13 protein-coding genes are annotated in these 14,560 nt (G+C 67.5%); 10 read left to right on the top strand and 3 right to left on the bottom strand.

Going from position 1 to position 14,560, the window contains the following annotated elements; translation table 11 throughout:
- Position 1: 1 nt before the first annotated feature.
- From ACODS4_RS25095 to msuE, 3 genes are all read right to left on the bottom strand, one after another.
- Positions 2-826 (bottom strand): ABC transporter ATP-binding protein, encoded by an 825-nt coding sequence (locus ACODS4_RS25095; RefSeq protein ID WP_488868400.1) that lies wholly within the window; start codon positions 824-826, stop codon positions 2-4.
- Positions 827-1,005: 179 nt separating this feature from the next.
- Positions 1,006-2,106: a dimethylsulfone monooxygenase SfnG gene (sfnG, locus tag ACODS4_RS25090; protein ID WP_488868399.1), complete on the bottom strand. Its 1,101-nt coding sequence runs from the start codon at positions 2,104-2,106 to the stop codon at positions 1,006-1,008.
- A 54-nt stretch (positions 2,107-2,160) separates the two neighbouring features.
- Positions 2,161-2,742: an FMN reductase gene (gene msuE, locus ACODS4_RS25085; protein WP_488868398.1), complete on the bottom strand. Its 582-nt coding sequence runs from the start codon at positions 2,740-2,742 to the stop codon at positions 2,161-2,163.
- A 271-nt stretch (positions 2,743-3,013) separates the two neighbouring features.
- Here msuE and ACODS4_RS25080 point away from each other — a divergent pair, with 271 nt between their 5' ends.
- The 10 genes from ACODS4_RS25080 (at position 3,014) to ACODS4_RS25035 (ending at position 14,511) form a co-directional block, all read left to right on the top strand.
- Positions 3,014-5,080 carry a sigma-54-dependent Fis family transcriptional regulator gene (locus ACODS4_RS25080; RefSeq protein ID WP_488868397.1) on the top strand — a complete coding sequence of 689 codons (2,067 nt, stop codon included), beginning with the start codon at positions 3,014-3,016 and terminating at the stop codon, positions 5,078-5,080.
- Between the two features lie 156 nt (positions 5,081-5,236).
- Positions 5,237-6,091, top strand: coding sequence for an amidohydrolase family protein (locus tag ACODS4_RS25075; protein ID WP_119833170.1), 855 nt, complete (start codon positions 5,237-5,239; stop codon positions 6,089-6,091).
- 34 nt (positions 6,092-6,125) lie between these two features.
- Positions 6,126-7,256 (top strand): FMNH2-dependent alkanesulfonate monooxygenase, encoded by a 1,131-nt coding sequence (gene ssuD, locus ACODS4_RS25070; protein WP_488868396.1) that lies wholly within the window; start codon positions 6,126-6,128, stop codon positions 7,254-7,256.
- The gene (locus ACODS4_RS25065) at positions 7,256-8,404 is read left to right on the top strand and encodes an acyl-CoA dehydrogenase family protein (RefSeq protein WP_488868395.1); all 1,149 of its coding nucleotides are present in this window, start codon (positions 7,256-7,258) and stop codon (positions 8,402-8,404) included. The genes ssuD and ACODS4_RS25065 overlap by 1 nt, the downstream gene beginning before the upstream one ends.
- 161 nt (positions 8,405-8,565) lie before the next feature.
- Complete coding sequence (locus tag ACODS4_RS25060; RefSeq protein WP_488868394.1) at positions 8,566-9,393, top strand: transporter substrate-binding domain-containing protein; 828 nt, start codon at positions 8,566-8,568, stop codon at positions 9,391-9,393.
- 21 nt (positions 9,394-9,414) lie between these two features.
- Positions 9,415-10,164: an amino acid ABC transporter permease gene (locus tag ACODS4_RS25055; protein ID WP_488868393.1), complete on the top strand. Its 750-nt coding sequence runs from the start codon at positions 9,415-9,417 to the stop codon at positions 10,162-10,164.
- On the top strand, positions 10,161-10,934 hold the full coding sequence (locus ACODS4_RS25050; RefSeq protein WP_488868392.1) for an amino acid ABC transporter permease: 774 nt from the start codon (positions 10,161-10,163) through the stop codon (positions 10,932-10,934). The genes ACODS4_RS25055 and ACODS4_RS25050 overlap by 4 nt, the downstream gene beginning before the upstream one ends.
- Before the next feature lie 58 nt (positions 10,935-10,992).
- Positions 10,993-11,763, top strand: coding sequence for an amino acid ABC transporter ATP-binding protein (locus ACODS4_RS25045; protein ID WP_488868416.1), 771 nt, complete (start codon positions 10,993-10,995; stop codon positions 11,761-11,763).
- The gene (locus tag ACODS4_RS25040) at positions 11,760-13,142 is read left to right on the top strand and encodes an MmgE/PrpD family protein (protein ID WP_488868391.1); all 1,383 of its coding nucleotides are present in this window, start codon (positions 11,760-11,762) and stop codon (positions 13,140-13,142) included. Before ACODS4_RS25045 ends, ACODS4_RS25040 begins: the two co-directional genes overlap by 4 nt.
- Before the next feature lie 61 nt (positions 13,143-13,203).
- A complete protein-coding gene (locus tag ACODS4_RS25035) occupies positions 13,204-14,511 on the top strand; it encodes an LLM class flavin-dependent oxidoreductase (protein WP_488868390.1) in 1,308 nt (435 codons plus the stop codon).
- Positions 14,512-14,560: the final 49 nt, after the last annotated feature.

Below are 14,560 nucleotides of genomic sequence, written 5' to 3'. Positions count from 1 at the left end.
CTCAGATGCCCTCCCCGGCTTCCAGGTCGTGGGCGACGCCGAGATAGGCGTCGATGACCGTCTGGTTGTTGCGGATCTCCTCGGGCGTGCCGTCGGCGATGCGCCGCCCGTAATCCAGAACGGCGATGCGGTCGGACAGCCCCATCACCACGCCGACGTCGTGTTCGATCAGGACGATGGTGGTGTTGTGACGGTCGCGAACGGCGCGGATGTAGCCGGTCAGCTCGCGCTTTTCGGTCAGCGTCATCCCGGCCATCGGTTCGTCCAACAGCAGCAGATGCGGGCGGGCGATCAGGGCGCGGGCCAGTTCCACCCGCTTTTGCACGCCGTAGGGCAGGCCGCCGACCGGACGGTCGCGGTAGGACTCCAGATGGAAAAAGGCGATGGCCTCCTCGGCCCGCTCCTCCACCGCCCGCTTTTCACGCCGGGCCAGCGGCGAGCCGACGATCTGCGCCAACACCCCGGCCCGCAGGCTGTGGGTCAAGCCGCTCGCCACATTGTCGAGCACCGACAACCCCCTGAACAGCGCCAGATTCTGGAAGGTTCGGGCGACTCCCAGATGGGCCAGCCGGTCGGTCGGCGTCTGGGCGAAGCTGTGGCCCGACAGCCAGACCCGCCCGTGATCGGGCTTGTACAGCCCGCTGACCACGTTCAGCAGCGAGCTTTTCCCCGCCCCGTTCGGCCCGATGATGGCGCGGATTTCCCCCGGCGCCACCGACAGGTCAACCTCGCTGAGCGCGACGACGCCGCCGAACGACAACGACACCCGTTCCACCGCCAGCGCGGCGGGCGTGTCGGGGGATGATGCGAGGGCGACGGCGGGCATGGGGGTGGCTCCGATGACATGGTTCGGCGGACGGTTGCCCCCTCCCCGACCCTCCCCCGCTTGCCAGCGGGAGAGGGGGCCTTGCGGAAAGGCGCGTTCCATCCCCTCTCCCGCAAAGCGGGGGAGGGTTAGGGAGGGGGAAAAACAAGGCGACGACGCTTGAGGAAATCCCGTCCAAATCAGACCGGAACCGCCACGCGCGCCGCCGCCTCTTCCAACTCGCGGACCAGCGGCACGACGTGCTTGCCGAAATACTCCACCTCTTCCTGGAAATGCAGGAAGCCCAGCAGCACCAGATCGACGCCGATGGCCTTCAGGGCGACGATGCGCTCGGCCACCTGGCGCGGCGTGCCGATCAGGTTGGTTTTGAAGCCGTCGTTGTACTGGACCAGATCCTCGAAGGTCGATTTCGCCCAATTGCCTTCGCGCTCAGGCGAGGCGTTTCCGGCGTTCTGGACCTCGTGGTGGAAGCCCTTGACCGCGTCGGGATCGGCCTTTTCCAGGATTTCGGCCAGCACGGCGCGGGCCTCCGCCTCGGTTTCGCGGACGATGGCGAAGGCGTTGACGCCGATCTTGGCCTTGTGGTCGGTCCCGGCCTCTTTGGCGCGGATGTCGTCGATCTGCGCCTTGATGCCGTCGGGCGTGTTGCCGTTGGTGAAGTACCAATCCGACACCCGCGCCGCCATGTCGCGCGCCGCGCGCGAGCTGCCGCCCTGGAAGATTTCCGGCAGCGGGGCCAGCGGCTTGGGCTTCAGCGTGTAGTCATGGAAGCGGTAGAAATCGCCGTTGAACGAGAAATTGTCCTGCGACCAGATTCCGCGCACCACGCGGATGAACTCCTCAGACCGGCGGTAACGCTCGTCATGGTCCAGCCACGGCTCGCCAATCGCCTGGAACTCGCCCCGGAACCAGCCGCTGACGATGTTGACGGCGACGCGGCCCTTGGTCAGATGGCTGATGGTGGCCACCTGCTTGGCCAACAGGGCCGGGCGCCACGGGCCGGGCAGCACGGCGGCGATGACGTTCAACTTTTCCGTCGCCGCCAGCAGGGCGTGGGTGAAGGACACCGATTCATGCTGGTTGTCGGCGCCGTACCCGGCGGTGAAGCGAATCTGGCTCAGCGCGTAGTCGAACCCGGCCTGTTCGGCGATCTGGGCGAGCTTCCGGTTGTAGTCGATGTCCCAGCTTGTGCGCTGTTCGATCTTGCTGATGACAAGACCGCCGGACACGTTGGGAACCCAATAGGCGAATTTCACGGGCTGGGCCGGGGGGTCGGTCATGATGCGTCGTCTCCAGACGAAGGGATGAGAAAGGGTGCGGAGTCTTGCGGCGGGTCAGGCGGCGACAGGTTCGCGCGCCGTCAAACGGCCCAGCGCGGCCAGACGCACCGCCTCGTCGGCGGCCTTGCGCGCCCGCGCCGCGATCTCCGGGCTGGTCAGCCGGTAATCGACGAAATCGCCGTCGAGCGCGAAGACGCCGGTCGGCACGGTCTGGGCCTGGAAAAAGCCGAACAGCGGGCGCAACTGATGCTCGATCACCAGCGCGTGGCGCGGGCTGCCGCCGGTCGCCGTCAGCACGACGGGCAGGCCGATCAGGGCGTTGGGGTCGATGAAGTCGATCAGATGCTTGAACAGGCCGGTGTAAGATCCCTTGTAGACGGGCGACCCGACGACCAGCAGATCGGCGCCGACGATGGCGTCCAGCGCCGCCGCCACGCCCGGGGGAATGGCGTTGGGGTTGGTCAGGACGCCAAGCTCCGGGGCCAGATCGCCGACGGTGATGTCGGTCAGCGCGACGCCGGTTCCCGATTCCTGGGCCAGCGCGCCGATCTCCCGCGTCACGGCGTCCACCAGCGTCCGCGTCCGCGACCGACCGCCGAGATTGCCCGACACCGCGACGACCTTGATCTTACCCATCTTGCGCATCCGTTTGTTGTTTGCAGCGATCCACACCCTCCTTGGCAAGCGGCGTGCCATTCATCCAATCCACTGTTTTTAAAGAATTCATTGAACGGCGCCGCCCCGGCGCGGGGCTTCATACGCAACAGCGCCGCCGGAAGGCTGCTGCACATGCAACAGAGTTTTCCGTGATTTTCACTTTATAGACATTAAAATTTTGTTGTTTATAACGGCAATGCATATTCATACAGTGGGATTACAGAGCGCCGTTCACAGCCTTGGTGTCGTCATGAGCAAAGACAGCCCGCTTGCCGATTGGTCCAGCCTTCAGGGGCCGGGGATCCGCGCGTCGGATCGCGACCAACGCCGGATCGTGTCCTTCGACCCGGAAGCCCGGAAGCGCTGTCAGACGACCATCCGCGCCACCGCCATGGTGTTCCAGGATCCGGTGTCGCAGCGGTTGCGCGCCAATCTGGACCGCATCGCGCCGTCGGACGCCACCCTGCTGGTGATCGGCGAGACCGGCACAGGGAAAGAGCTGGTGTCCCGCTACATCCACGCCAACAGCCTGCGCCGCTCCGGGCCGTTCGTCGCCGTCAATTGCGGCGCCTTCAGCGACAGTTTGGCCGAGGCCGAGCTGTTCGGTTACGAGAAGGGCGCCTTCACCGGCGCGCTGAAGACGCAAGCGGGCTGGTTCGAGGCGGCCAACGGCGGCACCCTGCTGTTGGACGAAATCGGCGACCTGCCGCCGACGCTCCAGGTCAAGCTGCTGCGCGTTCTGCAAGAGCGGGAGGTGGTGCGGGTCGGCTCGCGCCGCCCCATTCCGGTCGACGTCCGCGTCATCGCCGCCACCAACGTGGATCTGGAGGCCGCCGTCCAGGCCAAGCGGTTCCGCGAGGATCTCTATTTCCGCCTGAACGTCGCCTCCGTGCGGCTGGCCCCGCTGCGCGAACGGCCCGGCGACATCCCGACGCTGGCCGAGCATTTCCTGGATCTCTACAAGGAGCGGCTGAACCGCCCGGAACTGACCATCGGGGACGAGGCGCTGCGCCGCCTGGTTCAATGCGCCTGGCCCGGCAACATCCGCCAATTGGAAAACACCCTGCACAACGCGGCGCTGCTGGCCCCCGGCCCGGTCATCGGCCCCGACGACATCCGCCAGCGCTGCCAAAACCACGGGCGCGCGGAGGCCGCCGCCGGGTCCGCAGTCGAAACGGTCGATCTGGAAAGCGCGGTCAAGATTCTGACCGAACGCGCCATCGCCGACGGCGAATCCGACATCCACGAGCGCGTGACCCGCAGCGTGATCCGCGCCGCCTTCGATCTGGCCGACGGCAATCAGGTGCGCGCCGCCGACAGTCTGGGGCTGACGCGCAACGCCTTTCGCACCCAATTGGCCCATCTCGGGGCCATCGCCCCGCGCCGCCGCAGCGACGCGCCAACCCCGGCCAAGCCGACGCAACCGCCAACGATCCAGCGGCCCATCCGCCGCCTGACCGACCTGCCCATCGGCTATCAGAAATACGGCACCTCGAACATTCTGAAGATGCGCGGCGCGCTGGAACAGCGGCTGGCCGCCCATGGCTACCGCGTCACCTGGACCGAGTTCCTGTCCGGCCCGCAATTGATGGACGCGCTGGACAGCATGCGGGTGGAGTTCGTCGCCACCGGCGAAGCGCCGCCGGTGTTCGCCCAGGCGGCGGGCGTGCCCCTGGTCTATGTCGGCCACGAACCGCCCGCCCCCAGCGGCGAAGCGCTGCTGGTGCGCCGCGACAGCCCCTTTCAGGCAACCGGCGATCTGCGCGGACGCACGGTCGCCCTGCACAAGGGGTCGAACGTCCATTACTTCCTGCTGCGCGCCTTGCAGGCGCAAGGCCTGTCCTTCGACGACGTCCAGCCGGTCCACATGCGCCCGACCGACGCGCTGGAGGCGCTGGTCGATGGCCGGATCGACGCCTGGGCCATCTGGGATCCCCTGCTGTCGTCGGCGCAGATCCGCAACGACACCCGCGTGCTGACCGACGGCCACGGGCTGGTCCCCAACCATCAATTCTACCTGACCAACCAATCCTTCGCCGACCGCAACCCGGAGGCCGTCGCCATCCTGCTGGACGAGTTGGGCAAGGCCGGGGAATACGCCGCCCTGCACGCCGCCGAGGCCGCGCGCAGCATGACCCGCGCCTTCGGCATCGAGGCGCCGGCCCTGGAACTGGCCTTCAGCCGCCTGACCTACGGGGCAAAGCCGCTGGACGACCGCACGGTGCGCCAACAGCAGGGCGTGGCCGACAGCTTCCACGCGCTGGGCATGCTGCGCTCCAGCATCTCCGTCCGCGACGCGGTGTGGATGCGGGCGTGACGCCCGTTGCCAATGCAGCACCATCCCGGCGGGGTGCTGCATTGGCAACGGCGGAACTGGCGGGTGCACACGACAACTATCTGAAAAACAATAGAAAGTCTTCTTGGCATCGATGTTGCCTTTAAACGGATCACACCACATTCGGAGCCTTTGACCGTGACCCGCCCCATCATCGATCTGCGCAGCCGCCCCGCCTTCCTGCATGATTTCTACGGCGCCACCCCCGGCACACCGGCCTATGACGCGGCGAAATGGTTGAACCGCCGCGTCGGGTCGAAAGAAGACGATCACTTCACCCGCTCCTACACGCTCGACGGCTTCATCGCCGAAATCCGCGACGCGGGCATCACGGCGGCGGCGTTGATCGGGCGCGACACGCCGGGCGTCAGCACCAGCAACGATCAGGTCGTGTCCTTGATCGACGGGCGGCGGGAGTTGATCGGCGTCGGCTCCGTCGATCCGCAGCGCCAGGGCGTCAAGGCCGCCGTCGCCGAGGTTGAACGGGCCATCACCAAGCTTGGCCTGAAGGGGATCAACGTCGAGCCGGGATTCCTCGACCCCGCCATCGCCTTCGACGATCCGCTGCTGCTGCCGGTCTATGAGGCGTGCGACCAATTGGGCGTCCCGGTGTTCCTGATGAGCGGGCCGACCACGCCCGACCCGCGTTTCAACGATCCGGCGGCGGTCGGGCGCGTCGCCCGCAATTTCCCCAACCTGACCATCGTCTGCCACCACGGTTTTTGGCCGCATGTGAACGAAATCATCGGCATCGCCTTCCGTTACGCCAACGTCCACATCGTGCCGGACATGTACATCTTCCTGCCGGGCAGCCGTTTGTACGTCGAGGCCGCCAACGGCTTCCTGCGCGACCAGCTTCTGTTCGGCACCTCCTTCCCCTTCCGGGCGATGAAGCAGACGGTCGATGATTTCCTGGCGCTGGGCTTCGACGAGGCCGTGTTGGACGGGGTTCTGTCCGGCAACGCCGCGCGCCTGCTGAAGCTTGATCTCTGACCGTCCCCTCCCCGCCTTTTCAGGATTTCCCGCCATGGATGTTTTCTGGTTCCTGCCGGTGCACGGCGACGGTCCCTTTCTCGGCAGTCAGGTGGAGTCCCGCCCGGCGACCCTGGATTATTTGAAACAGATCGCGGTCGCCGCCGACCAGCGCGGCTATCACGGCGTGCTGGCGCCCTGCGGCAAGACCTGCGAGGAACCCTACATCGTGTCGGCGGCGCTGATCGCGGCGACGGAGCGGTTGCGCTTTCTGGTCGCCACCCGCCCGTCGGCGCTGACGCCGACCTTCGCCGCGCGGCTGGCCGCCAGCCTGGACCGGCTGTCGGGCGGGCGCTTTTACCTGAACGTCGTCGCTGGCGGCGACGCCGACGAGTTGGCGGGCGACGGCGTGTTCCTGGACCATGACGCGCGCTACGCCCACGCGGCGGAGTTCTTCACCGTCTGGAAACGGGCGTTGAGCGGCGAGCGGGTGGATTTCGCGGGCGCGCACGTCACCGTGCGCGGGGCCGAAGCGCCCTTGACCCCGGTGCGGCGCCCGCACCCGCCGCTGTTCTTCGGCGGCTCCTCCCCCGCCGGTCACGCGGCGGTGGCCGAGCATTTCGACACCTATCTGACCTGGGCCGAGCCGCCCGACGCGGTGGCGGCCAAGATCGCCGACGTGCGCGCCCGCGCCGCCCGCCATGGCCGCACGCTGACCTACGGCCTGCGCGTCAACATCATCGTGCGCGAGACGGAGGCCGAAGCCTGGGCCGCCGCCGACCATCTCATCAGCAAGATCGACCGCAAGGCGGTGGAGAGCGCCCACAGCGCCTTCCGCCGTTTTGAATCCGAAGGCCAACGGCGGATGACCGAATTGGCCTCGCGCGCCGATCTGGTGGTGTCGCCCAACCTGTGGGCCGGGGTCGGGCTGGTGCGCGGTGGGGCCGGAACCGCACTGGTCGGAACCCCGCGTCAGGTCGCCGACCGGCTGCTGGAATACCGCGATCTCGGCATCGATTCCTTCATTCTGTCCGGCTATCCGCATCTGGAGGAGGCGCACCGCGTCGCCGATCTGCTGTTCCCGCTGCTGCCGGTCAACGCCCAGCCGCCCGCCGCCCAACCGGCCCCGACCGTAGCCTTCGTCAGCCCGTTCGGCGGCCTGCAACCCGTGCGCAGCGCCTCCTGATGAGCGCGGCGCTGGATGAGTTGACGCGCGCCCTCGCCGCGACGGCGGTGGCGCGCGACCGCGCCGGGGGAACCGCCAAGACCGAACGCGACGCCATCCGACGGTCCGGCCTGCTGACCCTGGCGGTTCCGACCGCGTTTGGCGGGCAGGGGGCCGGGTGGCCGGAGATTTTGGGGGCGGTGCGGGAACTGGCGCGGGTTGATTCCTCCCTGGCCCATCTCTTCGCCTTTCAACATCTGATGGTCGCCTCCGTCCTGCTCTACGGCCATCCGGGGCAGCAGGAGCGGCTGTTGACGGCGACGGCGAACGGCCCGCTGTTCTGGGGCAACGCGCTGAACCCGCTGGACCGCCGCACCCGTCTGACGGCGGACGGCGACGGATTCCGCCTGAACGGGGTCAAGAGCTTTTGCTCCGGGGCCAGCGATTCCGATCTGCTGCTGGTCTCGGCGGACGACGCCGACGGCGTGTTCCGCGTCCTGGCCCTGCCGACGGCCCGGCCCGGCGTCGCCGTGCTCGACGATTGGGACAATATGGGGCAGCGCCAGACCGACAGCGGAACCGTCACCTTCACCGATGTGCGGGTCGAGGCGGACGAGCTGTTGGGACCGCCCGGCCCCTATGGCGGCCCGGCCGCCAGCCTGCGCCCTTGCGTCGCCCAAGCGATCCTCGCCAGCATTTACCTTGGCATCGCCGAGGGCGCCTTGGCCGAAGCGGCGGCCTTCACCCGCGACCAGTCCCGCCCCTGGCGGACCTCCGGCGTGGCCAGCGCCGCCGAGGATCCCTATGTGCTGCGCCATTATGGGGAGTTTCACGTCGCCGTCGCCGGGGCCGACGCGCTGGCGGAACGTGCGCTCTCCCAATTGCAACTGGCCTGGGACGGGCGGGGAACGCTGACGCCGGAGCGGCGCGGCGCGGCGGCGCTCGCCATCGCCACCTTCAAGGTCGCCGCCGCGCGGGCCGCGCTGGACGTCAGCCACCGCCTGTTCGAGGTGACGGGCGCGCGGGCCACCGCCGCCCGCCACGGCTTCGACCGTTTTTGGCGCAACGTGCGGACCCATTCCCTGCACGACCCCATCGACTACAAGCTGAAGGAGCTGGGGGCCTGGACGCTGACCGGCGCCCTGCCGGAACCGGGTTTTTATTCGTGACCCTATTCGTGCCCCTTGCGGCGGCGACGTCCGCCGCATGAGGGATGGCTATATTTTACAAAATTAATGTTCAGACTCGGATAAAAATCTATTTTGCAGATAGGTTAATAACCGCCTATAATCTCTATTAATCTATAGACATAATATGAGAACACTCCCCCATGCTCACAGCGCGCCACATCGCCGCCGCCGCCCTTGGTCTGTTCGTTGGAACCCTCTCGGCGAACGCCCAAGCCGACGCGACGCTGACCAAAATCAAGGAACGCGGATCGCTGGTCGCGGGCGTCATCCTGTCCGGCGCGCCGTTTGGCTACATCGACGCCAAAACGCAGGAACAGAAGGGCTTCAACATCGATCTGGCGACCGAACTGGCGCGCTGGTTGGGGGTGAAGCTGGACACCGTCACGGTGACGCCGCCCAACCGGGTGCAGTTTCTCCAACAGGGCAAGGTCGATCTGCTGATCGCCAACATGTCCTGGACCGAGGAGCGGGCCGAGATCCTCAATTTCGTTCCCACCGCCTTTGAGCGCAGCGGCGGCGTCGCGCTTGGCCGCAAGGGCGGGGCCATTCACAGATGGTCCGATCTGAAGGGCAAATCCGTCTGCCTGTCGCAAGGGGCCAACTTCACCAAACCGCTGATCGAAGAGCATGGCGCGCAGGTCAGGGGTTTCCCCAGCCAACCGGAATCGGTCCTGGCGCTGAAGGGCGGCCAGTGCGACGTCGCCGTGCACACGGGAGCCACGCTGAAAACCATGCTGCTCGACCGCGCGGAGGAGTGGAAAGACTATGAAATCGTGGTCAACGAGGATCTCTTGCCCTCCCTGAACGTCATCTGGGTGCGCAAGGGGGAAAAGGACACGGAAGCGGCGTTGGACGGGATCATGCGCAAGCTGCACGGATCGGGCTGGATCATCGAGGCCGCCGAACGGCACCGGCTGACCATCACCCCCTATTTCCTGGAAACCCGCGACGCCAACAAGGGCCGGTGACGGGACCGGGACCGTCGCATCATGACCGATCCGCTTCTCCTTGATCTCGTCAAGACCGCCAAGAGCTACGGCATCAACGTCGGTTTCCTGACCAGCCCGCACGAGCGGGACATCTGGCTGGAAGGCTTTCGCACCACCCTGACGCTGGTGGCGACGGTGCTTCCGGTCAGCCTCGCCGCCGGGATTTTGCTGGCGGCGGCGCTGACCGCGCGCCAGCGCTGGCTCGCCCTGCCCGCCCGGATCTTTGTCGAGTTGACCCGCAACACGCCGACGCTGGTGCAACTGTCCTGCGCCTTTCTCGGCCTGAACATGCTCATCAGCCAATCGCTGGGCGGGGCCGGGCAAAATCCGTTCGGGGCGTTTTTCTGGGTGGTCTTCGTCGTCGGGTTGCACGGCGCGGCCTATCACGCCGAAGCGCTGCGCGCCGGAATCGAGGCGGCGCCGGAAACAACCCTGGAAGCGGCGCGCGCGCTGGGCTTCAACCGGCTTGAGATTCTGCGCTGGGTGGAACTGCCGCTGGCTCTGCGCATCGCCTTGCCGAGCATCGTCAACAACCTCGTCAATCTGGTGAAGCTGACCACGGTGGGGTCGGCGGTCGCCGTCGGTGAGATCACCTACGCCTCGATCATGATCTGGACGCAGCGCGACAATGTGGTCGAACTGATGGTCGTGATTCTGGTGTTCTTCAGCGCGATCAATCTGGTGGTCTCGCAGATCGGCCTGTGGCTGGAACGCCGTCTGGCGGTGCCCGGCCTGGGGGCGCGGTCGTGAGCGCGCGTCTGCTGGTTCGCCCGGTCCCGCAGTCGGTCGGACGCCCGGTGATGGCGGCGGTCGCCGCCGTCGCGGCGCTGTGGGCGGCGCTGCAACCGGATTTGGCGGCGATCCTGATCGACTGGGTTCCCTATCTGGCTCAGAGCTTCGCCATGAACATCCTCATCAGCGTGGCCGCCATCGCCATCGGCAGCCTGATCGGCCTGATTCTCGGCGTGATGGAACTGGCCCCCGCCCGCTGGATCCGCACGCCCGCGATCACCTATGTCCACATCTTCCGCAACGCGCCGCATCTGGTGCTGATTTTCGCCACCACCTACGCCATGCCCTTTGAAATCACCCTGTTGGGGGGAACCGTCGCCTTTCCCGACTGGCTGAAGGCGGTGGTCGGTCTGGCGATTCCGGCCAGCGCCCACATCGCGGAAATCGTGCGCGGCGCCATCCAATCCATCCCCACCGCCCAATGGGAATCCGCAGGATCGCTGGGCTTTTCCCGGTTGCGGACGTTGCGCTGGATCATCCTGCCGCAATGCCTGCGCCGCACCCTGCCCGCCTGGATGAATCTCTACGCCTCCATCGCCATGGGATCGGCCCTGGCCTCCCTCGTCGGGGTGGGGGAGTTGCTGCACGCCGCCACCGACGCCAGCACGGCGGTGCGCCGCGCCGACTTCACCATCGCGGTCTACCTGACGGTCCTCGTCTCGTTTTTCGCCTATTGCTACCCGATTTCGCGGCTGACCCAGCGTCTCGAACGCCGCTTCGCCGTCTGAACCGAGAGTGACGCGCCGATCATGACCACCCCTGTTCCCCCCCGACAACCGCCCGCCGCTGGTGCGCTTGCGCGACGTGCATCTGTCCTTCGGCGCGACCGAGGTGCTGAAGGGCGTCGATCTGGACGTTCGACCGGGCGAAGCTCTGTCGATCATCGGCCCGTCGGGATCGGGAAAATCCACCATCCTGCGCTGCATCAACGGCCTGATCGCGCCGCAGCGCGGGGAAATCCACGTCGCGGGAACCGCCCTGCACCAATTGACCCGCGAGGCCGACCGTTTGGCGCTGCGCAAGCGCATCGGCTTCGTCTTTCAGCAATTCAACCTGTTCCCGCATCTGTCGGTGTTGGAGAACATCGCCATCGCCCCGGTGCGCATCCTGGGGCGTCCCCGCGACGAGGTGGAGCGCCACGCCCGCGAACTGCTGGATCGGGTCCGCCTGTCCGGCAAGGAGCGCGCCTATCCCGGCGAATTGTCGGGCGGGCAACAGCAGCGCGTCGCCATCGCCCGCGCCCTGGCCATGCGCCCGGAACTGGTGCTGTTCGACGAGGTGACGTCGGCGCTCGACCCCGAAACGGTGGGCGAGGTGCTGGCCGTCATCCGCGACCTGATCCGCGACGGGCTGACCTCCGTCCTTGTCACCCATGAGATGCGCTTTGCTGAGGAGATCAGCGACGTGGTCGTCTTCACCGAAGGCGGGCGCATCGTCGCCCAAGGCCCGCCGGACGCGATTTTCCACACCAACGACAACCCGCGCGTCACCGCCTTCATCACCGGGCTTGGAAGCCGCGAAGCCACCAACACCGGAACGGAAGGACGGGCGCGATGACCGCCTCGCTCACCACAAACGCGCCCACCACGAACACGCTGACCGCCGACCTGGCCCGCCGGATCGTCGCCTCCGATCCCTTGACCGACGCCGAGGCCGTCCAAGCGGCCCGCGTCGCGCTGGTCGATTTCCTGGCCTGCGCCATCGCCGGGGCCACCGATCCCGCTCTGGCGATTCTGTTGGACACGCTGGGCGGCGTGGGCGGCGGAGACGCCACGCTGATTGGCCGGGCGGCGCGGGCCGACGCCTTCACGGCGGCGCTCGCCAACGGTCACGCCGGTCACGCGCTGGATTACGACGACGTCCACGCCAGCGTGCGCGGCCATCCCGGCACGGTGATTTTTCCCGCCCTGCTCGCGGCGGCGGAGGAGAGCGGCGCCAGCGCGCTGGATCTGCTCGCCGCCCACATCGTCGGGCTGGAAACCATGGCCCGGCTGGGTCTGGCGCTGGGCAGCCGCCATTACGAGATCGGCTTTCACGCCACCGCGACGCTGGGCAGCGTCGGCGCGGCGGCGGCGGTCGCCCGCCTTCTGGGTTTGGACGCCGCCCAGGTCGCCGTCGCCTTGGGCCTCGCCGCCACGCAATCCTCCGGGCTGCGTTTGCAATTCGGCTATGACGCCAAGCCGTGGCACGCCGGTTTCGCCGCGAAAGCCGGGCTGACCGCCGCCCGTCTGGCCGCCCGAGGATTCGGCGGCGCGCCCGACGCCTTCGATGGCCCCATCAGCGTTTTCTCGGCCTTTGCCGCTGGGGCCGCCCAGCCGGATTTGGCGACGCGTGGCTGGGGTGAGCCGTGGCAGATCGTGACCCCGGGTCTGATTCTGAAGGAATTTCCCTGCTGCACGGCGGCCCATTGCGCGGCGGAAGCGGTGCTTGGCCTGCGCGCCGACCACGCCATTGGTCACGCCATCGACCCGACACGCATCGAATCGATCACCGCCACCTTTCCGCCGGGCGGCGACGCCGCCCTGGTCGTGCGGCGGCCCGCCAACGGCGTCGAGGGCCGTTTCAGCGTCGAATACGTCATCGCCTCGGCCCTCGTCCACGGCGATCTCGGGGTGACGACCTTCGCCGACCGGTCGATTCCCCCGGCGGTTCAGGCCCTGCTCGACCGCGTCGAACGGCGTCACGACCCGGACGCGCCGCGCATGTCGAACGATCCGGCGACCCGCTTCACCGACGTGACCATCCGCTTTGCCGACGGCTCCCGCCTGTCGCGCCGGGTGAACCGCATCCGGGGCGCGCAGGATCTCGACGCCAAGTTCCAGGACGCGACGAACGGCAACCCACGCTTTGCCGACGTCCCCGCCCGCGTCTTCGCCATGACGACGCGCGACGACCTGCGCGGCCTGACCGCCGCGCTGGGACAGCCGGTTTCCTGACAAAAAAGGCGGGGAAGGACGAGACGAACCCGCCATGCCCATCCATCAGAAAGACTCCGTCATGACTCCGCCCAAACGCAGCCTTCACCTCGGCCTTTTCCTTCAGGGCGCCGGGCATCATGTCGCCGGGTGGCGCTATCCGGGCGCGGATTCCGGCTCGGAAAATCTGGCCCATCTGCAACGGATCGCCGCCACCGCCGAACGCGCCAAGTTCGACATGCTGTTCCTGGCCGACGGCCTGACCAGCGGCGCCGACGCCCACCCGTCGATGATCGCCCGGTTCGAGCCGCTGACCCTGCTGGCCGCGCTGGCCATGTCCACCAGCCGGATCGGTCTGGTCGCCACGGCGTCGACCACCTATGGCGAGCCGTTCCATCTGGCCCGCGCCTTCGCCTCCATCGACCATCTCAGCGGCGGGCGCGCGGCGTGGAACGTGGTGACGACCTCCTACGCCCGCACCGCCGCCAATTTCGGGGCCAGCCACCCCGACCATGACGAACGTTACGCGGTGGCCCAGGAGTTCGTCGATGTCGTCAAGGGGCTGTGGGACAGTTGGGACGACGGCGCCTTCCCCAAGGACAAGGACAGCGGCGTCTACGCCGACGTTTCCAAGCTGCGCGTCCTCAACCATGTCGGGAAATATTTTTCGGTCAAGGGTCCGCTGAACATCCCCCGCCCGCCGCAGGGCCATCCGGTGATCGTGCAGGCCGGCTCGTCCGGCCCCGGCCAGGATCTGGCGGCGCGCACGGCGGACGTCGTCTTCACCGCCCAACAGACCTTCGAGGAGGCGCAAGCCTTTTACGCCAGCCTCAAGGCGCGCCTGCCCGCCCAAGGACGCAGCCCCGACCATCTGGCGATCATGCCGGGTTTCCTGCCGATCATCGGGCGCACCGCGCAGGAGGCCCGCGACAAGCTGGCGACGCTGGAAGGCTGGACCGACCCGCAGCACGCCCTGCCGCTGCTGAACGAACGGCTGGGGACCGACGTCTCGGTCTATGATCTGGACGGGCCGCTGCCGGACCTGCCGCCGTCCGAACAGTTGCAAAGCCGGTCGCAATTGCTGATCGCGCTGGCCCGCCGCGAGAATTTGACCATCCGCCAGTTGGCCCAGCGGGTCGCCGCCGGGCGCGGCCATCATCTGGTCTGCGGCACGGCGGTCGAAATCGCCGACGATCTGCAACGCTGGTTCGAGGGACACGCGGCGGACGGCTTCAACATCATGCCGCCCTATTTCCCCGGCGGCTTGGACGATTTCGTCGAACAGGTCGTGCCGATCCTGCAAGAGCGCGGCCTGTTCCGCACCGAATATGAGGGGACCACCCTGCGCGATCATTTCGGGCTGCCCCGCCCCGCTTCGACCTTGCCCTGATCCAGCAAAGGCCCGTCGCCCTCGCCAGACGACGGGCTTTCGATGGGAC

The sequence above is a fragment of the Azospirillum sp. FG154 genome (assembly GCF_057809575.1).
The sequence above is the reverse complement of the archived record's forward strand: the minus strand, read 5'-3'. Positions and strand labels throughout refer to the sequence as shown.